This window comes from Dyadobacter sp. 22481, assembly GCF_052044875.1.
GTDB classification, from domain to species: Bacteria; Bacteroidota; Bacteroidia; order Cytophagales; family Spirosomataceae; genus Dyadobacter; species Dyadobacter endophyticus.
This window is the reverse complement of record NZ_JBQENV010000003.1, coordinates 381,268-403,137: the sequence shown is the minus strand read 5'-3', so window position 1 is coordinate 403,137 and position 21,870 is coordinate 381,268. Positions and strand designations below refer to the sequence as shown.

14 protein-coding genes are annotated in these 21,870 nt (G+C 53.6%); 12 read left to right on the top strand and 2 right to left on the bottom strand.

Annotated features, from left to right (window positions below; genetic code table 11):
- The first annotated feature begins 1 nt into the window (after position 1).
- The 9 genes from ACTJJJ_RS20570 (at position 2) to ACTJJJ_RS20530 (ending at position 13,979) form a co-directional block, all read left to right on the top strand.
- Positions 2 to 1,459, top strand: coding sequence for a RagB/SusD family nutrient uptake outer membrane protein (locus ACTJJJ_RS20570; protein ID WP_440702861.1), 1,458 nt, complete (start codon positions 2 to 4; stop codon positions 1,457 to 1,459).
- A gap of 192 nt (positions 1,460 to 1,651) precedes the next feature.
- Positions 1,652 to 1,894, top strand: a complete 243-nt coding sequence (locus ACTJJJ_RS20565) for a hypothetical protein (RefSeq protein WP_019940967.1) — start codon at positions 1,652 to 1,654, stop codon at positions 1,892 to 1,894.
- 131 nt (positions 1,895 to 2,025) lie between these two features.
- Positions 2,026 to 5,073: a SusC/RagA family TonB-linked outer membrane protein gene (locus ACTJJJ_RS20560; protein ID WP_440702860.1), complete on the top strand. Its 3,048-nt coding sequence runs from the start codon at positions 2,026 to 2,028 to the stop codon at positions 5,071 to 5,073.
- A gap of 24 nt (positions 5,074 to 5,097) precedes the next feature.
- Positions 5,098 to 6,630 carry a RagB/SusD family nutrient uptake outer membrane protein gene (locus tag ACTJJJ_RS20555; RefSeq protein WP_440702859.1) on the top strand — a complete coding sequence of 511 codons (1,533 nt, stop codon included), beginning with the start codon at positions 5,098 to 5,100 and terminating at the stop codon, positions 6,628 to 6,630.
- Between the two features lie 31 nt (positions 6,631 to 6,661).
- Entirely contained in the window at positions 6,662 to 8,062 is a 1,401-nt protein-coding gene (locus ACTJJJ_RS20550) for a sulfatase family protein (protein WP_229223127.1), read from the top strand.
- A 29-nt stretch (positions 8,063 to 8,091) separates the two neighbouring features.
- Positions 8,092 to 9,831: an arylsulfatase gene (locus tag ACTJJJ_RS20545; protein ID WP_440702858.1), complete on the top strand. Its 1,740-nt coding sequence runs from the start codon at positions 8,092 to 8,094 to the stop codon at positions 9,829 to 9,831.
- Positions 9,832 to 9,835: 4 nt separating this feature from the next.
- Positions 9,836 to 11,257: a sulfatase family protein gene (locus tag ACTJJJ_RS20540; RefSeq protein WP_440702857.1), complete on the top strand. Its 1,422-nt coding sequence runs from the start codon at positions 9,836 to 9,838 to the stop codon at positions 11,255 to 11,257.
- Positions 11,257 to 12,753, top strand: a complete 1,497-nt coding sequence (locus ACTJJJ_RS20535) for a sulfatase family protein (RefSeq protein WP_440702856.1) — start codon at positions 11,257 to 11,259, stop codon at positions 12,751 to 12,753. Before ACTJJJ_RS20540 ends, ACTJJJ_RS20535 begins: the two co-directional genes overlap by 1 nt.
- A 26-nt stretch (positions 12,754 to 12,779) precedes the next feature.
- A complete protein-coding gene (locus tag ACTJJJ_RS20530; RefSeq protein WP_440702855.1) occupies positions 12,780 to 13,979 on the top strand; it encodes a mandelate racemase/muconate lactonizing enzyme family protein in 1,200 nt (399 codons plus the stop codon).
- A gap of 35 nt (positions 13,980 to 14,014) precedes the next feature.
- Here ACTJJJ_RS20530 and ACTJJJ_RS20525 read toward each other — a convergent pair whose 3' ends face one another.
- Positions 14,015 to 14,713 (bottom strand): DUF421 domain-containing protein, encoded by a 699-nt coding sequence (locus ACTJJJ_RS20525; RefSeq protein ID WP_188937658.1) that lies wholly within the window; start codon positions 14,711 to 14,713, stop codon positions 14,015 to 14,017.
- Positions 14,714 to 14,781: 68 nt separating this feature from the next.
- Positions 14,782 to 15,378 carry an RNA polymerase sigma-70 factor gene (locus tag ACTJJJ_RS20520; protein WP_188937660.1) on the bottom strand — a complete coding sequence of 199 codons (597 nt, stop codon included), beginning with the start codon at positions 15,376 to 15,378 and terminating at the stop codon, positions 14,782 to 14,784.
- A gap of 145 nt (positions 15,379 to 15,523) precedes the next feature.
- Between ACTJJJ_RS20520 and ACTJJJ_RS20515 the strand changes: the two genes are divergently transcribed.
- The 3 genes from ACTJJJ_RS20515 (at position 15,524) to ACTJJJ_RS20505 (ending at position 21,859) form a co-directional block, all read left to right on the top strand.
- Positions 15,524 to 16,534: a FecR family protein gene (locus ACTJJJ_RS20515; RefSeq protein WP_440702854.1), complete on the top strand. Its 1,011-nt coding sequence runs from the start codon at positions 15,524 to 15,526 to the stop codon at positions 16,532 to 16,534.
- A 105-nt stretch (positions 16,535 to 16,639) separates the two neighbouring features.
- On the top strand, positions 16,640 to 20,188 hold the full coding sequence (locus ACTJJJ_RS20510; protein WP_440702853.1) for a TonB-dependent receptor: 3,549 nt from the start codon (positions 16,640 to 16,642) through the stop codon (positions 20,186 to 20,188).
- Between the two features lie 12 nt (positions 20,189 to 20,200).
- Entirely contained in the window at positions 20,201 to 21,859 is a 1,659-nt protein-coding gene (locus tag ACTJJJ_RS20505; RefSeq protein ID WP_440702852.1) for a RagB/SusD family nutrient uptake outer membrane protein, read from the top strand.
- Positions 21,860 to 21,870: the final 11 nt, after the last annotated feature.

Genomic DNA, 21,870 nt, shown 5'->3' with positions numbered 1-21,870 from the left:
TATGAAAATATTCACTCAAATAGGCCATAGATCAATAGGTTGGGGCTTTTCTGTCGCATTTGCATTGCTATTGCCCTCGTGCGATTCCGACAAGTTGCTCAATCCGGTTCCCGAAACTTCTATCACCGGGGCCAATGCGTTTGAAACGCCGGAACGCGTTCTGGGGCTGGTCAACGGGGTTTACAAATCGGCCAAAGGCGGTAATTTTTACGGGGGCAACTATTATACCTATTCCGAAGTAAGGGGCGAAGAGTTTATCAACCGCACCAGCAATACTTTTACTGCGTTTGAGGCCTGGAACCATACGCTGAATGCGAGCTCCAACTTCATTGCGGGTTTCTGGGCGAGCGGTTATGAGACGATTAACAACGCCAATATCCTCATCAAGGGCATTGGCGAGCATCCGGGCGTGGTGAGCGAAGCGGTGGCGAAGCAATATGTAGCCGAGGCGAAATTCGTGCGGGCACTGAGCTACTTCGCGCTCGTGACCGCCTATGCGCGACCTTATAATGAAGATCAGGGCGCTTCGAAAGGCTTGCCGCTCCGGTTGCAGGCGGAAACCACCACGGCTAACAACGATCTCAAAAGAAGTACCGTCGCCGAGGTTTACGCGCAGATCATCAAAGACCTGGACGATGCCGAGGCCGACCTGCCTTTGAATTACAGCACCGCATTGCTCAATACCACCCGCGCACACCGCAATACGGCCATTGCGCTCAAAACCAGGGTATATCTCAACAGCGGAAAGTATGCGAAAGTGGTGGAGGAAGCAAAAAAGATTGTTTCCATTACCCCGCCATTCGCGGCAGCAACGGGCGTGAAGCATCAACTGGGCAGTATCGTCGAAATTTTTACGACCAATTACACCAGCACCGAATCGATCCTTTCCGTGCCGATGACCGAGCTCGACAACGTGACCGGACAGACGTCTTTCCCTTACGTGATCAATGCCAATTCGGAGTACAACCTCAATCCGGCCGGCATCTGGGGCGATACCGGGTGGCGGACGACTGACCTTCGGCGCACCTTCGCGCGGACGGCCTCGGGCGTGCAGTTTCTCACGAAATATGCCAAGCCATCACCATTCCTGGATTACCTGCCCATTCTGCGCTATTCGGAAATACTGCTGAACTACGCCGAAGCCGCAGCCCGCACTGGCGACTTCGCCACGGCCACTGCATTGCTCAAAGCCGTCCGTAACCGTTCCGACGCGAGCTACGAGTTCCCCAAAGAGGCAACCGGCACGCAGCAGGCATTGGTCGCGACGATCCTCAACGAACGGCGAATCGAGTTGCTGGGCGAAGGGCTCCGCTCGATCGATATCCTGCGTAACCTGGCACCATTTCCCGCCAAATCCGGCAACGGACTAGTGGCCCCCGAAGTGGTACCTGCACAGGCGAATTATGTGTTTCCATTACCCAACACAGAGATCGTGACCAACAAGCTGCTGCTAGACTAGCCGCTTGTATTGCTCCCGACATCCATTGCCCGGGAGATCAATTGCCCCGGACTTAAGTCCGGGGTTCTAGTGGTATCATATCAGATCTTTGGGGAAATAAGCAGGCTATGATTTTTGATTTATTATATTTGTATATTAAATCTATAAAATTACTAGATTGATAAAATTCAGAAACGACTAAATACGAGGCGCATGAAAACCTATCAACTCAAACTCACATATCCGGAGACGCTCAGTGTACACCATATCACTTCATTGGTAGAATCGGTCAAAGGGGTCAGAATCCAGCGATTGAACATCATCGGGCGAGGGCGCGAGTTTGTGGGGGTCCTCGTAGTGGAAGCTTCAGGCCTGCTGCATTATGACTCACTCGTTGAACGCATTCGCTCCCGCCAGGAAGTGCTGCTCGACGAGCCCGAAATCGCTCCGCTTTAACTGCCGCATTCTCACCCAATAGTATTTCAATTTCGACCTGCTGCTATAATGCTTCTGTCTGTGGGGAGTGTTATAGCAGCTTGCGTTTACCTATAAGCGTTACCCATTTCTTACTCACCTGATCGTCATACATGAAGCTAATTTTATTGTTTACAATGCTGATGCTGGCCGCCACGCTGGCCTCCGCACAAGAAACCGTGAAGGGTCTTGTGAAAGACCATACCGGCCAGTCGCTGCCGGGAGCTACGGTCGTCCAGAAAGGCACTTCCAAATATGCCGTAACAGACCCGGACGGGACATTTGAAATCCCGGCTGGCAAAGAGTTTCCCTTTACGTTGCAAATTAACCTTACCGGCTACCAGCAACAGGACGTCGAAGTCTATGAACTCTCGACCGCGCCCATTGATGTGGTGCTGAAAACAGCCAATGTGCTCGATCAGGTGGTTGTGATCGGGTATGGAACGCAGAAAAAGGGTGATTTAACCGGCTCTGTATCATCCATTTCTACGGGCGATCTCAAAGGTGTACCCATCAGTTCGCTCGACCGCGCCTTGCAGGGGCGTGCGGCGGGTGTGCAGGTCACGCAATCGTCGGGGCAGCCGGGAAGCTCAGTGAGCATTAAGATCCGCGGCGGCAACTCCATCAACGGCGCGAACGAACCGCTGTATGTCATCGACGGATTCCCGGTTTACAACAACAACAGCTATGCCGATGCGGGCGTTACCAACGGCCCCACTATCAACGCATTATCTACCCTGAACCCCAGCGATATCGAATCCATCGACATTCTCAAAGACGCTTCCGCCACAGCCATTTACGGCTCGCGCGGTGCGAACGGCGTGGTGATTATTACCACCAAAAAAGGGAAGCAGGGCAAGAATGTGATCACCTACGACGGCTACTATGGCGTTCAGAAAGTATTGAACAGGCTTTCGTTGCTGAATGCGCAGCAATGGGCGCTACTAAAAAACGACGCGATGGCCGACTCCAAAAAGGCACCCGCGTTCAGTCAGACGGAAATCGATAGCCTGGGGAGGCCGGGCGTCGGTACCGACTGGCAGGACGAGGCATTCCGCCAGGCGTCCATCCAGAACCACAGCCTTTCGTTTTCGGGAGGGGATGAGAAGACCCGCTTCGCATTGTCGGGTAACTATTTTAAACAGAATGGGATATTGCACAATACAGACTTCGAGCGCTACTCTTTCCGGATCAATATCGACCGCGATATGACGAAGCGTTTTAAGATCGGTTTCAATTTTACGGGCAGCAAGTCGTCGGCCCAGGTAGCACCGGAAAACGTGGTGCCCAACCTGCTGCAAATGCCGCCGACCATGCCTGTTTATGACCCTACCAGTGCTAACGGCTTTACATTAAGAAGCATTTACGACACCCCGCTGGCCAACCCTATTGCAACGCTATTCCTGCAAGTGAACGAAACCCACATTTTCCGCGGCTTCGGCAACGCTTATGGCGAGTACCAGATCGCCGACGGCCTCAAAGCCAAGGTTTCGCTCGGTACCGACATTCTGCTCAATAAACAGAACCGCTACCTGCCATCTACCTTGCAGGAAGGCAGCGGGCTTAACGGCCAGGGCATTGTCGGGAATAAGAACACCATCGGCTGGCTGAACGAGAACACATTGAGCTACAATAAAACTTTCAGCGAAGACCACGCCCTCGATGCCGTGGTGGGCATCACCCAGCAGGCATCCACCACCGAAAACACCATAGCCCGCGGTGCTACTTTCGTGAGCGACGATTTCAGCTACCACAACCTCGGCGGCGGTACCACTTTCCAGAATGCCTCGTCCAATTATTTCAAATGGACGTTGCTTTCGTACCTGGGCCGGGTGAACTATACTTTCCGTAGCAAATACAACCTCACGCTCACCGCCCGGGCGGATGGCTCTTCGAGGCTTGGTAAGGACAAAAAATGGGGCTTCTTTCCTTCGGCTGCATTCTCGTGGAACCTGGGTCGGGAGGATTTTATACGTAATGTGCAGGAAATCAGTAACCTGAAATTTCGTGTGAGCGGAGGTGTGACGGGCAACCAGGAGATTGCACCCTACACGTCGCTCGCACAGGAAGCGTATTACAGCTATTTGTTCGGCCGGAAACTCGTGGCGGGTTATGCGCCGAACGGCATTGCCAACCCCAACCTCGGCTGGGAGCAAACCGCACAATATGATGCCGATATCGATTTGGGTTTATTCAAAAACCGCGTGAATGTAACGCTGGATGCCTATTACAAGAAAACGACCGACCTGCTGCTCGACGTGCCGCTGCCTTACACAAGCGGTTATCCCAATGCATTCCAGAATTACGGAAGCGTGGAGAACAAGGGGATCGAGCTGTCGATCAATACCGTGAATTCCGAAGGCGCACTTGGCTGGACGACAGATTTTGTTTTTTCTACCAACCGTAACAAAGTGCTAAGCCTTGGCCCCGGTGTGAGCTCGGTGATTTCTGGCGTGTCTATCGCGCAGGTGGGCTATCCGCTAGGTTCTTTTTTAGTATTGAAAACCAACGGCATATTCCAGTCCGGCGACGATATCGCGAACCTGCCTAAGTTTAATGCGAACGACAAGGCCGGCAGCCAGCGGTATGTGGATGTGAGCGGCGCGAACGGGACGCCCGACGGTACCATCACCCAGGCTTACGACCGTGTGATAGTAGGCAATGCACAGCCGAGGTTTATTTTTGGATTAACCAATAATTTCTCCTACAAAAATTTCGACCTGAATGTGCTGCTGCAAGGGCAGTCGGGCAACAAGGTATACAATGCCAATCAGGCCAACCTCGAACTCGGTACAGGCTACATTAATGGCTCCACCACCATGCTCGACCGCTGGACGCCCACTAACCCGAGCAATGTGATCCACCGGGCCATCGAAAACCCGGCCGTGACCGTCTCCGACCGCTATATTGAAAACGGGTCGTACTTGCGGCTGAAAAACCTGAGCCTGGGTTATTCGCTGCCGGCTTCGATTACGGGCAAGTTAGGGATCAGTCAATTGCGCTTTTACGTCACCGCGCAAAACTGGGTAACCTGGACGAAATACACGGGCTACGATCCCGAAGTGAGTCGCAACGAGCAGGCCACGCTCACACAAGGCGTCGACAACGGGGTTTACCCTGCCAGCAAAACCTTTCTGGGCGGTTTGACGCTCACATTCTGATCAGAAGATTTTAGGAAAACAACCATGAGAAAATTCAGTTATCAAATACAAAAAAGCCTGCTGGCCGCAGCATTATCTGCATTGCTGGGCGGCTGCGTGGACCTGGAAGAATCACCGAAATCGTTCGTTTCTTCCGACCAGTTTTTCAAAACCCAGGCCGATGCCCTCGCCGGCGTCAGCGCGATATATTTCCGCCTCAATTCTAGTGGGCAAACGCCCTACCACATCCTTTTTTCGACAGGTATGGACATGATGAGCGACGATGTGCAGCCGGGCCCGGGCGCGACCAATGCGGATGTGCGCTCACAATCGGTGCTCTCGCATTCGTCCACGGGCCAACGCGTGCGCGAGATCTGGCAGCAGCATTACGACGCGGTCAACCGTGCGAACATCGCCATTGACAAAATCCCCCAAATTGCGATGGACGAAACGTTGCGTAGCCGCCTTGTGCTGGAAGCGAAGTTCTTGCGTGCATTGTTTTACTTCAACCTTGTGCGCCTGTATGGCGATGTGCCGCTGATTTTGCATGAAACCACTTCACTCAGCCCGGCCGACCTGTACGTGGAGCGCACACCTGTGGAGCAGGTTTATCAGCAGATTATCCAGGATTTGAAGGATGCCGAAGGGCTGCCCAATGAGCCATTCGCCAAATCGGGTGCGAAATACAGTGCGGGAGATGCCGGGCGTGCTACCGGCGGCGCGGCGCGGTCGTTACTGGCGAAGGTGTACCTGACGCGCTACGATTATCCCAATGCGATCCAGAAATCGAAAGAAGTAATCGACGGGCCGTTCGGCTACGGGTTGTTCGCTGACTATGCGCATGCTTTTTTGCCCGCTCATAAAAACGGTATAGAGCATATTTTCTCGGCCCAGTTCGAATCCAATGCAGATTCGCACGGCAACAACCAGGCCATGCGGGAAGCGCCCACGGGCATCCCGGGTCTGAACGGCAACTTCGCCGAGCAGCCGTTGCCCGGCATTTACGAACTTTATTCAGCGAACGACAAGCGCCGGGACGTAAGTTTTATCACTTCCATTGTAAGTCCGGCCAATGGGCAGACCTATAAACTGACTGTGAAAGATCCTGCAACAGGTGGTACGAAGCCCAACCCGCATTTCAACAAATGGTGGGACCCTGCACAGGCCGGTAACCTTTCGCAATCGGCGGCGAACGTGTCCATATTGCGTTTCTCGGATGTACTCCTGATCCACGCCGAGGCCGAAAACGAGCAGAATGGACCTACTGCCGCGGCATATGCTTCCTACAACAAAGTACGCCGGCGGGCGGGCCTGGCCGATCTTACCTCAGGGTTGTCGCAGGCACGTTTCCGCGATTCGCTGCGCGTAGACCGCCGTCTGGAATTTGTATTCGAATACTCGCGCTGGTTCGACCTGATCCGCTATAAACCATTAGAAGGGCCTGATTCTTACCTTATTAAATCCTTGCACGCCGCCGGTAAAACGAACGCGCAACCCAAGCACTACCTGTTCCCGATCCCCCAGCAGGAGATCGATAACAATCCGAAGTTGCAAGGGAAGCAGAATCCGGGGTGGTAGGGTATTATCACAAGGACAATCACCAAAACATATGCTTGAATCATTTAAAATCTGCATTATTCTCAACGTTTTCATATTGCTGTCGACAGCGGCGGTCGGCCGTCGAAAGCCGGCCGACGCAAAACCAAACATCGTCATCATCATGGCCGACGACCTCGATAGCCGGCAACTGAGCTGCTATGGTGGGCAAAACCTTAAAACAACGCATATCGATGCTCTGGCGAAGGACGGGTTGAAATTTCAGAACCTGATTGCCTCGGAAGCGATGTGCGTGCCCACGCGCGCGTCGCTTTTCACGGGGCTGTATCCGGTGCGGCACGGCTCGTTTCAGAACCATAAGCCGGTGTACGACAACCTGAAAAGCGTAGGGCATTACCTGGCAGGCCTTGGTTACCGGGTAGGGCTCACGGGCAAGGATCATGTGACGAAGCCCAAAAGCATTTTTCCGTTCGATATTGTCGAAGGTTTCGAACCCAACTGCGTGGCGCCCACCGACGATTACCGCCTCGACGACGTGAAGAAGTATATTACCGCCAGCGACAAGCCCTATTGCCTGTTCGTTATGAGCATTAATCCGCACGCACCATGGACGGTAGGCGACACGACCGAATTCGATGCCGCGAAACTGAAATTGCCAGCCAACTGGGTGGACACGCCCGTTACACGCAGGCAATTTGTAAAATACCTCGCCGAAGTGCGGCGGCTGGATGATCAGGTAGGGGAGATCAATGCATTGCTGAAACAAACCGGGCAGGACAAGAATACGATCCTGATCTTCCTCGGCGAGCAGGGTGCGCAATTCCCCGGGGCAAAATGGAACCTGTACGACACCGGCCAGCGCAGCTCGATGGTTGTGAAATGGCCGGGAAAAGTGAAACCGTCGTCGGAAACCCGGGCATTGGTACAATATGAAGACATCACCCCTACTTTGATCGACATTGCGGGCGGAAAGCCTGTTGCGGGTCTCGACGGCCGGAGCTTTTTGCCGGTGATTACCGGTAAAAGCAAAGAGGCGCGTAATTATGCATTTGGCATCCATAACAATATCCCGGAAGGCGATCCGTACCCGATCCGCAGCATCCGCGACCATCGTTACAAGCTGATCCTAAACCTCACACCAGACAAGCAGTATTACAACCGCTTCATGATGGACCGCAACCGCAAAGACCGCAATACCGTGTGGTTTTCGTGGGTGGACGATATCACCGACCCGAATGCCAAAAAGATTACCGATCGCTTTCAAAACCGGCCTGCCGTGGAATTTTATGATACTGAAAAAGATCCGTTTGAGCTAAAAAACCTGGCCGCCGACCCGCAATATGCGCAACGCATTGCCGGGCTCAGGACGAAGCTCGAAGGCTGGATGAAAGAGCAGGGTGACGAAGGCGCTGCCATTGATAGGGTTTATCCCAAAAAGCAGGAAGCGAAATGAAGCGGCTCACGATCCTAATCTTGGTTATAATGGCGATCGGCGGTCGATGGTCGGCCGTCTATGCTCAGAAACGTGCCGTTAGCCGTCAGGCACCCAACATCCTCCTCATTATGACTGACGACCAGGGTTATGGCGATTTCGGCTTCACGGGAAATCCGCACGTAAAAACGCCGAATATCGATCAGCTGGCGGCGCGCTCTACGCGATTGACCAATTACCACAACTCACCCGTATGCGCTCCCACGCGTGCGAGCCTGCTCACGGGGCGCTATCACCAGCGCACGGGCGTGCACGATACCTACAATGGCGGGGCTATAATGGCTGCCGGGGAGACCACTTTGGCCGAAATTCTTTCCAGAAACGGTTACCAAACAGGCATTGTCGGTAAGTGGCATTTGGGCGATAACTATCCGTTCCGCCCATCCGACCAGGGCTTTCAGTACAGCCTCGTTCACGGCGGTGGCGGCGTGGGGCAGCCCGGCGATTTCTACGAGAACTTCATCCGCACCGACAGCAGCTACTTTAATACGACCCTTTCGGAAAACAACCGGAAAGTACAGCGGCAGGGCTATTGCACGGATGTTTTCACCGATCAGGCCTTGGAATTCCTGAAAGAAAAGAAGGCTGCGCCGTTCTTTCTCTACGTCTCCTACAATGCCCCACATACCCCGCTCCAATTGCCGAAAAAGTATGAGGATATGTACAAGGACCTGGCATTCGACACCGAAACCGACCGGCAGGAAGGCAAGGCGTGGGCGAAAATGACCGACAACGACAAGGCAGCAGCCCGCAAAGTGTACGGCATGGCGACCAATATCGACGACAATGTGGGCCGCATTCTCGCAGAACTTAAAAAGCTAGGTCTTGAAGAAAACACGATCGTCATCTTCCTGACTGACAATGGAAATCAGCAATTGCGCTTCAATACCGGCTTCCGCGGATTGAAAGGCAGCGCCTGGGAAGGCGGTACGCGGGTGCCGTTCCTGATTTCGGGTGCAGGACTTTTTGAGCAGAATAAGGATGTAAATGCATTACTGGCACATATCGACGTGGTACCCACTTTGCTGGAAGCCGCGAAAATACCTTTGCCGGCCAGCATTAAAACGGACGGCCGCTCTGCGTTAAAGACCATTCAGGGCAAGCCGGCGGCTTCGCGCACTTTTTACAACTCCTGGAACCGCGGTTGGCCGGAACCCTACCGCAATGCGGCTTTTTACCAAAACAATTACAAACTTTTAGCATCTAATGCGGACGGCGACGACCTGGACACGTTCGGATTGTTTGACCTGGAAAAAGATCCTTTTGAGCAAAACAACCTCGTGCAGTCGCAACCCGCGTTGGCCAGGCAATTGAAAAAAGGATTGGACAGCGTCTTTACCGATATTTCAAACAGTTCCAATCTGACACCCAGACACGTGATCGTAGGCTCACCTCACGAACCGGTGTCCATCCTCACGCGTCAGGATGCCAATGGGACCAATATGGGCGCCTGGCTCTCCGACAAAGCGACGGGCTACTGGAATATCACCATTGCGCAGGACGGTTATTACAACCTTCGCTCCATTCACACCGCGCCCATCGCCAAAGGCACAAGAAGCCTCGTGCGGGTAGGCCATGTGCAGCGGAGCGCCGTTGCGAAAGGAGATAGCAATGTTGTCCCGATCAATAAAGTGTGGTTAAAAAAAGGGGATTACCTCGTGGAGTCGTGGTTTGAAGGGCAGGGAGGGGTGACGGGGCCGTATTATGTAGAAGTTTCGATAAATAAATAGAAATATGATCAAAAAAGTAATCGTTGCCTCTTTGCTACTTACCATGATATTCGGGCCTACCCACGCTCAGAAGAAGAAAGCGCCCCAGCCCCCCAATATTGTCCTCATCGTTTCCGACGACCATAGCGCGCCGTTTCTGAGCAGTTATGGCTATCCGCAGATCAAGACGCCGAATATCGATCGGCTCGCGCAGGAGGGGATACGCTTTACGCGCGCTTACACGACCGCGCCGCAATGCGTGCTCTCGCGGGCGGCGATCATGACCGGGCGTAACACGCTCGATGTGCAGATGACCCGCTTCTCGGCCCCGCTGGACGCCTCGGTGACGGCCTATCCGGAACTGCTGCGCAAGGGCGGTTATTACACCGGTATCCTGGGTCGGAACTTCCACCTCGACGGCAACCGTCGTGTACCCGAAACGGTGGCTGTGCTGGAAAAATATGGTTTGGAAACCTTCAAAAACCGCGTCGACTACCTGAATGCGACCGGTAACCGTGACAGCATTTTCCAGCAGTACACCGAGTTCCTCGACAGGGCACCGAAGAATAAGCCATTTTTCGTGCAGGTTGGTTACAGCGACCCGCACCGGATTTTCAATGCTAAAAACTTTGAACCCGATCCGCAATCCCTCACATTACCGGGCCATTGGCCGGATACGAAAGGCGTCCGGGCTGACTTTGCGTCGTATCTCGGCGAAATTCAGCGGCTTGATAGCGACGTGGGCCGTGTTTTGGAGGATTTGAAAAAACGGGGGCTGGAAGAAAATACGCTCGTTGTGTTCATCGGCGATAATGGCGGTGCATTGCTGCGAGGCAAGGGCACATTATACGACCTCGGTATTCATGTCCCGCTGATTATCCGCCATCCGAAGTTGATCAAGGGTGGGCAGGTAAGCGATGCGCTTGTTTCGGGCATTGATATTGCACCTACGTTCCTCACTGTTGCAGGTGTACCTATTCCGAAAGAAATCACCGGTAAAAGCCTCACGCCCGCATTCGCCGATCCGCAGCAGGGAGGCCACGAGTACATCTTTGCCGTTCGCGGTGCGCATGGACAGGGATTGCCTACGAACTCTTCCAATTTCGATTTGGGCAGGACGATTTTTAACAAAAGATACAAGCTGATCTACAATGCGATCTGGCAGATTCCGTACCATCCGGTCGATTTTGCGGGACAGCCCTTCTGGCTGGAATTAAAAGAGCAGCACGCAGAAGGCAAACTGGACGAGAAGTACGATAAACTGCTCTTCGCCGACCGTCGCAAGATGTTCGAAGTTTACGATTTACAGGCCGATCCCGATGAAACCAACAACCTGTCGGGCAAAGCGGAAGTAGCCAAGGTCGAGCAGGATTTGAAAACCCGCTTGCAGGAATGGATGATTTTAAACAGAGATTATTTACCACTACCTATTGCTCCTGAGAACTGATGAAAACATTTCTTACCAACCTCTTGCTCCTGACAGGCAGTTTCGCCGTCGCGCAGCAGGAAAAACCGGTGGCCGGGCCACGTCAGGCCCGGCCCAACATCATCCTCATCTATACCGACGACCAGCGTTTTGATGCACTGAGCGTGGTCCAGAAAGAGCAGGGCGATAAGGCGCGGTTCCCGTGGTTCACGACGCCCAACCTCGACCGCCTCGCCAGCGAGGGTGTGCGGTTCAGGAGTGCATTTGTGATCAATTCCCTGTGCTCGCCCAGCCGTTCGACGATGCTCAACGGGCGCTATAATCACTTGAATGGCATTGCCAATAACCATACAGGATTGACCGACACGACCGTCACTTATGCTACGGAACTGCACAAGGCTGGTTACCGCACCGCCTTTTTCGGGAAATGGCATATGGGTAAGGAAACCGGCAAGCGCCCTGGGTTCGAATATTCGGCCAGTTTCGTAGGCCAGGGCCAGTATTTTGATTGCCCGATCGAAATCAACGGAAAACCTGAGCCGAGCACAGGCTGGGTGGACGATGTTTCTACGACAAATGCCATTGACTACATCCGCCAGCATAAGGGCGAGACATTCCTCGTAACGCTCGCATTTAAATCGGGACACGGCCCATTCCAGCCGCCGATACGGCATAAGGACACTTTCGCGAATGTAAAACTCACGAAACCTGCCACCGAAAATCTCGATTCGCCATACAAAGGCCAGATCGAAACCCCGCGCCGTCAAAACGGCAACGGCGGACAGAATGCAGCCCAGAATACCAGCACCGGTAAGTCATGGACCGAAAACAACGAACAGAAGATCCGTAACTACTTCGGCGCGATCAAGGGCGTGGATGAAAATGTCGGCCGTGTATTGCGCACGCTCGATTCGCTGAAACTCGACGAGAACACCGTCGTGATATTTTCCAGCGACAACGGGTTTTTCTTCGGCGAGCACGGCCTCGGCGATAAACGCGCGGCCTATGAAGAGTCGATCCGCATTCCGTTGCTGGTACGTTACCCGGCCCGTTTTCCCAAAGGCAAGAAGATCGATAAGATCGTTCTGAACCTCGACAACGCGCCGACTTTGCTTGATCTGGCGGGTATTCAGGCCCCGGCGTCGTTCCAGGGCAAGAGCTGGGTACCACTCATTGAAGAGAAGGCCAAAGACTGGCGGACTTCATTTCTGTATGAATATTTCTACGAAACACCTTTCAATACGCCCACCATCAAGGCTATCCGCACCGAAACCGGCAAGCTGATCCAGTACCCGGGCGAAGAGGGTTGGTCGGAGCTGTACGATTTGTCCAAAGATCCGAATGAGACCACCAACCTGTACCAATCGGCAGGCGGCGAAAAGTTAAAGAAACAGCTGCTCGGCGAGCTGAGCAAGCAGGAAAAGGCGACTGGCTACGTCAATCCCGACTACGCCGATGCCCGTCCGGTGGATGAGAAGGGGCGATACAAGCGGCCTGTAAAGGAGGTGATACCATGATGCTACGTCGTCGGTTTCTTCAAAACATGGCTTCGCTGCCTTTGCTTGCGCCGGATTTTCCTGCGCGGGATGCGAAGCTCCTCATTACGGACATCCGCGTTCATGAAGTCAAAGTGAACCAGCGCGGGAACTGGCATTTTATCGAGCTGCTGACCAACAAGGGCATTACGGGGCTTGGCGAGGCTTCGCATGGGTTTTCGGCTGCGGTGAAGGATGGTGGCGGGCAATTACGGGCGGAGCTGAACAGTCTGTTTCAACTTGTGAAAGGGGAATCGCCCTTCGCGGTGGAGCAGTACCGGCAGCGTGGTTTTCAGAAGGCATTTGAGCGGGGCAAGATTGCCATCACGGCATTCAGTGCTATCGAACATGCTTTGTGGGATTTGAAAGGAAAGGCGCTCGGCGTGCCTGTTTACGAGTTGCTGGGCGGTAAGTTGCGCGATGCGTTGAAGGTGTATGCCAATATCAACCGGGCTACCAATGAACGGGACGCCAATGGCCGCCGGCTGATCAGTGCATTCGAGGCTAATGCTGAAAATGCATTGAAAAGCGGTTTCAAAGCCGTGAAGCTAGCACCTTTCGACGATATGAAGCCTTTGAAAAACGCGACTGAAACCCAAATTGCAGCTGATATCGACTATGCGATAAGCTGCATCGAGGCTGTAAGGAAGACCATTGGCCCGGATACCGATCTGCTGATCGACGTACACAGCCATTTGAACCAGGAACTGGCCATTTCTACGGCCAAACGTTTGGAAAAGTCCCATTTATACTGGTTCGAGGAGCCCGTCGATCCGCAGAAATTCCCGGTCGAAACGCGCGCCATTACCGATGCCACACAACAGCCATCGGCAGGTGGCGAGTCCATTTTTGGCCGCCAGGGCTTTGCGGAACTGATCGCCACGCGTGCGCTCGATGTGATCATGCCTGATGTGAAGCATTGCGGAGGCATTCAGGAGCTGCGTTTCATTGCGGCATTAGCGGAAACGGCGGGGAATATCGCTATCGCGCCGCATAATCCCAGCGGCCCGGTTTCCACGGCCGCCAGCGTGCAGGTCTGCGCCTCAATTCCCAACTTTTCTATTCTTGAATATGCCTATGGCGAAGTCCCGTGGCGTGCGGAGCTGCTATCGCCCGCCGAGCGGTTCGAAAATGGCTTCATCCGTGTACCCGACGCGCCCGGGCTAGGCCATAAGCTGCATGCCGCTGTGCTGGCGAAATACAGGTGAGATTCGTGACGGTCGACCGTCGGCCGTCACGAACCTCACCCAATCCGTTTCGCATTCGAGGCCTCTATCCATTCGTGTGTGTCGCATTCGGGGCAGGTTGGGAGCGTGGTGATTTCCCTGCCATTGCGCACGCTGCCGCATTTAGCACAGGCAATGTAATCGCAGTTTTTGTTGCCGGCGAACTTGCGTTTAAGCTCGTCGGGGAAGATGGGCAGGCCGTACCTGACCTCGTCATCGGCGTAAAAGAGGATGCTGAATTCGCCGGATGTTTCGATGAGCACGGTCCGTACCTGGCCGAGGTGCTCCACATGGCTCAGCCGGAGCGCGGCGAAGAATTCATCTTGCGAGAGCCCCGAGTCGCGGAATGCGTCCAGAAGCAATTTGCCGTCGCGGATCACGTAGAGCGGCTCGCCTTCCAGAATTTTTTCAACCTTTACGAAGCGGTCCGAAAGCCTTGTGACGATGATGTAGAGTGTAATCACCACCAGGAAAACTACGAGCGCGGGCAAAATACCCACATCTTCATAAAACATCGGATCGCCCGCCGCCGAGCCCAGGCCGATAATAAGCACCAGCTCGAAAACAGACAGTTGTTTGATCCCCCGCTTTCCCGAAGCACGAAGCGCAACGAGGATGATTACGAACATAATGATGGTCCTGACCACCACTTCCAGCAGGAAAGTAAAGGGATGGTCGTGCATGAGGATTTTTCTCCAATCGGCGAATTCAGGCATGGCAAGCGGATGGTTTGCCTATATACGTGCAAAATGCGTGCCGGGCGGTCGAAGCGTTGGTACTGCGCTCAGGATGACATTAGCACCCACACCAGCACATTCACCACATAGCCGAATTTGGCCCGCAGCACGCGCAGGCATTTGCTGATGTGAAACTCGACGGTCTTTTCGGAAAGGTCAAGCATTTGTGCGATTTCCTTGTTGGGAACGCCGCTACGGCTCATTTCGAATACGTGCTTGCTCTTCTCGGGAAGGTTCGCGAGCTCGCGGGAGTAGATTTCCTGCACTTCTTTCAGCGATAGCCATTCCTGCACCAGATTGGCCGATTGTGACGAAAGCGTTTCCAGGTCGATGTCGTTCAGCGACACGGTATGCTGTGCGATCTGCTTGCGCAAATAGGAAATAATGCGGTTTTTAAGTGCGGAAAAAAGGTAGAGATTGAATGCTTTTTCAATGGCGATGCCCGCACGTTGCAGCCATAAATGCACAAAAAGATCCTGAACAAGATCTTCGGAGACTTCAATGTTGCCGGTTTTCCTCACCGCGAGGGCGTAAAGCCGGGACGAATACCTGCGGTGTAGCTCGGCAAAGGCCAGCGAATCGTCCGAAACCTTTGCAAGCTGCCATAATTCGAGGTCGTCACTATCGCGGTAAGCGTTACTCATTGGGTGCATTCTTCAACTTCGTTCAAAAGTAATAAGGATTCAAATAGTATTTGTTATAAAATTTCTTCAAAACGCACTAGGGATGCCTGCCTGCCTTGCGTCCTGTTTATAGGGAACTGAAATAAAAGGTCATTACTCATATTTTATGAATAAAAGGGATATCTCGTCCGAGTTGTTGAAGCGCTATACCGACGGGCAATGCACGCCGGAAGAAGTGTTTTTGGTCGACGAATGGTACGCGTCGCTATCGGAGGAAACCGGTGCCGAGGCCGCGTTCGACCAGCTCCGGCATCTGGGTAAGGTACAGGACGAAATCCGCAGGCAGTCGCCCGGCGAGGCGTCGCCCGGCGAAGCGCAGGTGCTGCCATTGCGGCTTCGACGCCTTCGGGTGTTCATGAATTATGCGGCGGCGATCGTGCTGTTGATCGGCGGCATTGCAACCTGGTATGTTTTGTCCCAAAATAAATCCGCATTCAAATTCGGCTCGAATACGGTTGCTATTGTCAACAAAACGCGTCAGGTACGCAAGCATATTTTCCCCGACGGCAGCGAAGCGTGGCTGAACCCCGGTACGCGCCTTACCTACGCCAAAGAAGATTTCAAGGAAGATTCCCGAGAGGTTTCGCTCGAAGGCGAGGCGTTTTTTGAGGTAACCCACGATCCGTCGCGACCGTTCTTCGTGCACGGCGAATCGGTGCAGGTGAAAGTGCTCGGTACGAGTTTCAATGTGCGCGCCAACAAAGGAGAGGCAGAATATGAAGTTTCCGTCGTGACCGGTAAAGTTTCCGTGACGGCCGACAAAGGCAGGGAGGTAATGCTGCTCCCGCATCAGCAGGCGGTCTTCAAAGTCGCTTCGGGAGAGCTTCGCAGCGGGGAAGTGCCCGAAGTGGCCGGAAAAGCACCGTTGTGGCAACCCGTTTCCCTTACTTTCACCGATGCGAAGCTGGGGGAAGTAGTGAAAAGGCTTGAAGATAAATTCGACGTCAAGATCCGTCTCGAAAACCCTAACCTTGAAAACTGCCGCGTGAAAGCGACGTTCGATGAAAACAGGCTTTCGGAAATACTCGATATGACGATGCAGATCGTGGATGCGCGCTATGCGATGCAAAATGATGAAATCGTGATCCGCGGCGAAGGATGTGCCGCTTCGGAATAGCAGAGAACCCAGTCAATAGCCAACATAACAGACACCTAATTTCCGCCGTATGATTCTATTCAACCAGCCCAAATAATACCCGCTTCAAAAAGAAAATCAGGAGTGATGGAAGCACCCCTGATCCTGAACGAAGACCTTGATGGAACATCACTGGCCGGTGATGCAAGGCTTCCTATTGTTCATATTAACCATTTCAAACTTATGTATTTTTTCCTAAAAAGCAAGACGGCATACCATATTATGCGGTTATCCATTTTACAGCTTTTCCTGATCGGAATGATTGCAGCGGGCGGTTATGCGAGGGATATCAATGCGCAGGACCTGCTCGCTAAGAACGTGAGCATTCAGGCTGAAAATATCTCGCTGGGCACGGCTCTGGACCGGTTGGAGAACCTGGCCGGCGTGCGTTTCGCGTACAGCCGCAGCATTATCCCCGTGCGTACCAAAGTAAGCCTGAACGCCAGCAATGAGAAACTTTCGACGGTGCTCGACCGGCTCCTCATTCCTTTGCAGATCGAATACCAGCCCGGCGACGGCCAGATTATCCTCAAACGCAGTCGCAAAGTGTCGTTTTTGCAGGATCCGCTCGCTCCCGTTGAAACGCAAACTATCGGCACGACGAGCGCTGCGGACATCCGGCTTACGGGTACCGTCATCGACGACAAGGGCGATAAACTCCCCGGCGTGAGCGTGGTGCTGAAAGGCACGCAGCGCGGTACGGTTACCAATGAGGAAGGTGCCTACGCACTCGACATTCCTGATGATAAATCCAGTGCCGGGCCTTCTGTTTTGATATTTTCGTTCGTCGGCTACCTGTCCCAGGAAGTTACCCTGGGCGCGCTGGCGGTGGTGGATGTGACTTTGAAAGTAGATTCGAAGTCGCTGGAAGAGGTGGTGGTGGTAGGTTATGGTACACAATCTAAAAAGAATATTACCGGTTCGGTAGCGACCGTGCAGGGCTCTGAAATCACCCGCAGCCCGCAAGCGAACATTTCGAACTCATTCGCCGGCCGTTTGCCGGGTCTGATCGCCAACAACCGCTCGGGCGAGCCGGGTTCGGATGGTTCGAGCATATTGATCCGCGGCCGGGCGACTACGGGCGACAGCAACCCGCTTATCGTAATAGACGGGATCGCCAATGCAATAGGAGGGCTCGACCGCCTCAATCCGAACGATATAGAAAGCATTTCTGTACTGAAAGACGCCTCGGCGGCCATTTACGGTGCGCAGGCTGCGAACGGGGTTATTTTGATTACTACCAAAAAAGGTGTTTCGGGAAAGCCACGGTTCGATTATTCTTTCAACCAGGGATTTGTGCAACCTACGCGCCTGCCCAAGTTCGTGGATGCGCCTACATACGCGGGAATCCTGAATACGATCGACTATTACCGCAACCCGTCGGGCGGGATGAACCAGCGGTATAGCACCGACGAAATCGAGAAGTTTCGCAATGGTTCCGATCCGATTAATTACGCTAATACCAACTGGGTAAAGGAGCTGATGAAGCCCGTGGCACGACAGAACCAGCATAACCTCTCCGTTTCGGGCGGCACCGAGAAGATCAACTACTTCGTGTCGGCGGGGACGTTGTACCAGGACGGTCTTTACCGCGACGGCGTGAACAAATACCGCCAGTACAGCGTCCGTTCGAATGTGAATGTCAATGTAAACGACAAGTTGAGCTTCGGTATCCAGCTGGCGACCCGACGGGAGAACCGCAGCTACATTGCGGGTTTCGGTGCGAGTAATGTGTTTGAGTTTTTGTACAGAACCTATCCCACATTACCTGCCAGGTATCCCGATGGCAAGCTGGGCGCTGGCGTGGAACAAGGTAAGAACCCGATCGCGATGGCGACGCTGGCCGGTACAAACAACAGCCCTACCACGGTTTCGAACGGCATTCTCAGAGCTAGTTATCAGTTGCCGATCGATGGTTTGTCGGTGGATGGCTTCTTTTCCGCCGACCAGAGTTTTGCATTCACCAAGGAGATGAAAACCAACTGGATCGTTTATCAATACAACAAAACCACCCAGCAATACAGCACCGTGCTGGGCGGCCCCGCGCAGGCACAGATGTACGAAAGCCAGACCAACCGGGCGTTGCTGACAGGCAATATCAAGTTGAATTATACCAAAAACTTCGGCGATCACGGATTGTCGTCGTTCATCGCCTATGAGCAGAGCCGCGAGACTCAGGAGTTTTTCAGCGCGTCGCGTAACAACTTTATCACTACGCAATTGCCTGATCTGAGCCAGGGCGGAGCGCAGCCGGTGGATTTCGGCAACAGCGGAAGCAGCTACCGGAAATCGCGCCGGAATGTGTTCGGGCGGGTGAACTACAACTACATGGGCCGGTATCTGGCTGAAATTCAGTTGCGGTACGACGGCTCTTCCGTGTTTCCTCCGGGCAACCGCTACGGATTCTTTCCAGGCATTTCATTGGGCTGGCGGGTTTCGCAAGAACCCTGGTTCCGTACCGGCGGAGCAGTCAATGATCTTAAAATCAGGGCGTCGTATGGAGAGCTGGGCAACGACCGCGTGAATCCCAACCAGTTCCGCGACAACTTCCAGGTACGCAACGGCGCATTCTCGACCGGCAACAATGCCAACAACGTGCCGCTCATTCAGTATTCACTGCTTGCCAATCCGAATATCACCTGGGAGGTGGCCAAAAAGTATAATGTGGGCCTCAACTCGACGCTTTTCAAAAAGCTTACCTTCGACCTTGACCTGTTTTACGAAAACCGTACGAACATTCTCGCCAGCCGCAATGTGAGCATTCCGGCGCTGACGGGTATCAGCAGTGCGCAAATTCCGAAAGAGAACATTGCCGAGGTGCATAACCGCGGTCTGGAAACGCAGATCCAGTATACGGGTAGCAAAAACAATTTCAACTACACGATTGGCGGTAACTTTGCATTTGCCAAAAGCGAGGTGATTTTCATCGACGAAGCCCCCAACACGCTCGATTACCAACGCGCCACCGGCATGCCGCTTGGCTCGGACCTCGGTAATCCCAATGCCGACCTCATGTATCGTGCCATCGGCGTGTTCAAAACTCAGCAGGAACTCGACGCCTACCCGCACGTTTCGGGGGCGGGCATGGGCGACCTCAAATACGAAGATTACAATGGAGACGGCAAGATCGACGCAGCCGACCGCATCCGTTCGCAGTTCAGCAATGTGCCGCAGATCACCTATGGCGTGAATTTGGGCGGTGGCTGGAAAAACCTTACGTTGAATGTACTCCTCCAAGGCCAGGCGCGTGTGGCGCAATATGTGGTGGTGGAAGCGGGCGAATTCAGCAGCGTGATGCAATCGCGTGCCCAAGATGCTTGGAGCCCTACCAACACGAACGGCAACTCGCCACGCATAGACTCGCGCACGGGCACGGGTGTGAATGGGAGTTATAAAAACACTTTCTGGTTTCAGAATACCGCTTTCCTGCGCCTGAAAAACGTGGAACTGGCTTACAATGTGCCGCAGAAAATCATTTCGAGGATCGGGCTGGGTGGTTTGCGGATCTACACCAACGGATTTAACCTGCTCACATTCACGAAGGTGAAGGATTTCGATCCGGAAGGGGACAATGGCAATGCATTCTTCTATCCGCAGCAGAAAATCTACAACGTGGGCGTGAACGTGACATTCTAAACTGACAAAGACATGAGATTGAATAAACTGATACTTAGCTTGCTGACCGGCGTCACTGCGTGCCTTACCGCCTGCGACGACGCGTTCCTGGATACCAAACCGACCGACATTATTTCCGACCAGGCTATCTTCGCCGACTCTGCGCTCGCGGATGCGTATGTAGTAGGCCGTTACGTAGGCGTGCAGCTTTCGACCGAAGGCGACAAGCCGGGTTTCGGGCGTGGGTTTGAGGATGCCTGGATGAGCTCCGTCACCGACGAGTCGATCTGTAATTTTGATAACGATACCTATTTCGTGCAGCAGGGCAATGCCGCTCCCGACCGCACCGGTTGGATTTCCAACACCTGGACACGCGGCTACCGCAGTATCCGCGAATGCAACTACGGCCTGGCGAACCTTGACAAGGTGCCTATGAGCGAAGCGGGTAAAAAACGTTTGAAAGCCGAACTGCGCTTTATCCGCGCCTATCGCTATCATGACTTGATCCGTAACTTCGGAGGCATTCCGATCATCGGAGACAAGGTGTATTCATTGGAAGACCGGGATTACACCGAACTCTACCAGCGCAAAAGCATCGAAGAAAGCCTTACCTATACCGTTGCCGAGCTGGACGCGGCTGCTGCGGGGCTGGCCGGATCGACGGTTATCCCCGGGCGTGGTTCCGAGAATGCGGCGTTGGCATTGAAAGCTAGGCTGCTGCTTTACGCAGCCAGCCCGCTATATAACAACGACCAGAACGACGCGGCGAAATGGCAGAAAGCAGCAGACGCTGCGAAAGTGGTGATGGACAAGAATGCGTTCTCGCTCTACAATGATTACCGTAAGCTTTTTATCACCAATAATACTTCGGAAGACATTTTCATCCGCCTCTATTCACCTACCAACGAGCATACCAACCTCGAACTCGTGAACGGCCCGAACGGCTACGGAGGCTGGGCTGGCAATACGCCTTTGCAGAATCTGGTGGACGATTATGAAATGATGGACGGTACGAAAATCACCGACCCGAAATCGGGCTATAATCCGAAAGACCCCTACAAAAACCGCGACCCGCGTTTAACAATGACCGTTTTGTATAATGGCGCTGCTTACCGCGAGCGCAAAGTGGAGACATTTGTGCCCGGCGGGCAGGATAGCAAGGACGGTAACGAAAACTGGAATACCACCAAGACGGGCTATTATGTTAACAAATTCATTAATGACCAAAGCCCGATCCGCAATGCTAACCAGACGGCCACTCAGCCCTGGAAATACATTCGTTATGGCGAAATCCTGCTAAACTACGCAGAGGCCCGCAACGAAGCTGCTGGTCCGGATGCTTCGGTTTACAGCGCCATTAACCTGCTCCGTAAGCGCGTGGGCATGCCCGACTTGCCCGCCGGCCTCACACAGGCGGCCATGCGCGAGCGCATCCGCAACGAGCGCCGCGTGGAGCTGGCATTCGAAGAGCACCGTTTCTTCGACGTCCGCCGTTGGAAAATCGCCAATATCACCGAAAACGTGCCGGCCTACGGCGTACGGCCTGAGAAGAAGACCGACGGTTCGATCGAATATGTAAAGATCATCGCATTGGAAGGGCGGAAGTTCCATGACAAAAACTACTGGCAGCCGATCCCGCAAAGCGAAATCCAGGCGTCGGGTGGGGCTTTGAAGCAGAATGCGGGCTACTAACTTCCGTTTCT

Bases quoted from the DNA above. Each gene is read 5' to 3' on its own strand.
- ACTJJJ_RS20570 (WP_440702861.1), top strand. From the start codon at position 2: ATGAAAATATTCACTCAAATAGGCCATAGATCAATAGGTTGGGGCTTT.
- ACTJJJ_RS20565 (WP_019940967.1), top strand. From the start codon at position 1,652: ATGAAAACCTATCAACTCAAACTCACATATCCGGAGACGCTCAGTGTA.
- ACTJJJ_RS20560 (WP_440702860.1), top strand. From the start codon at position 2,026: ATGAAGCTAATTTTATTGTTTACAATGCTGATGCTGGCCGCCACGCTG.
- ACTJJJ_RS20555 (WP_440702859.1), top strand. From the start codon at position 5,098: ATGAGAAAATTCAGTTATCAAATACAAAAAAGCCTGCTGGCCGCAGCA.
- ACTJJJ_RS20550 (WP_229223127.1), top strand. From the start codon at position 6,662: ATGCTTGAATCATTTAAAATCTGCATTATTCTCAACGTTTTCATATTG.
- ACTJJJ_RS20545 (WP_440702858.1), top strand. From the start codon at position 8,092: ATGGCGATCGGCGGTCGATGGTCGGCCGTCTATGCTCAGAAACGTGCC.
- ACTJJJ_RS20540 (WP_440702857.1), top strand. From the start codon at position 9,836: ATGATCAAAAAAGTAATCGTTGCCTCTTTGCTACTTACCATGATATTC.
- ACTJJJ_RS20535 (WP_440702856.1), top strand. From the start codon at position 11,257: ATGAAAACATTTCTTACCAACCTCTTGCTCCTGACAGGCAGTTTCGCC.
- ACTJJJ_RS20530 (WP_440702855.1), top strand. From the start codon at position 12,780: ATGGCTTCGCTGCCTTTGCTTGCGCCGGATTTTCCTGCGCGGGATGCG.
- ACTJJJ_RS20525 (WP_188937658.1), bottom strand. From the start codon at position 14,713: ATGCCTGAATTCGCCGATTGGAGAAAAATCCTCATGCACGACCATCCC.
- ACTJJJ_RS20520 (WP_188937660.1), bottom strand. From the start codon at position 15,378: ATGAGTAACGCTTACCGCGATAGTGACGACCTCGAATTATGGCAGCTT.
- ACTJJJ_RS20515 (WP_440702854.1), top strand. From the start codon at position 15,524: ATGAATAAAAGGGATATCTCGTCCGAGTTGTTGAAGCGCTATACCGAC.
- ACTJJJ_RS20510 (WP_440702853.1), top strand. From the start codon at position 16,640: ATGGAAGCACCCCTGATCCTGAACGAAGACCTTGATGGAACATCACTG.
- ACTJJJ_RS20505 (WP_440702852.1), top strand. From the start codon at position 20,201: ATGAGATTGAATAAACTGATACTTAGCTTGCTGACCGGCGTCACTGCG.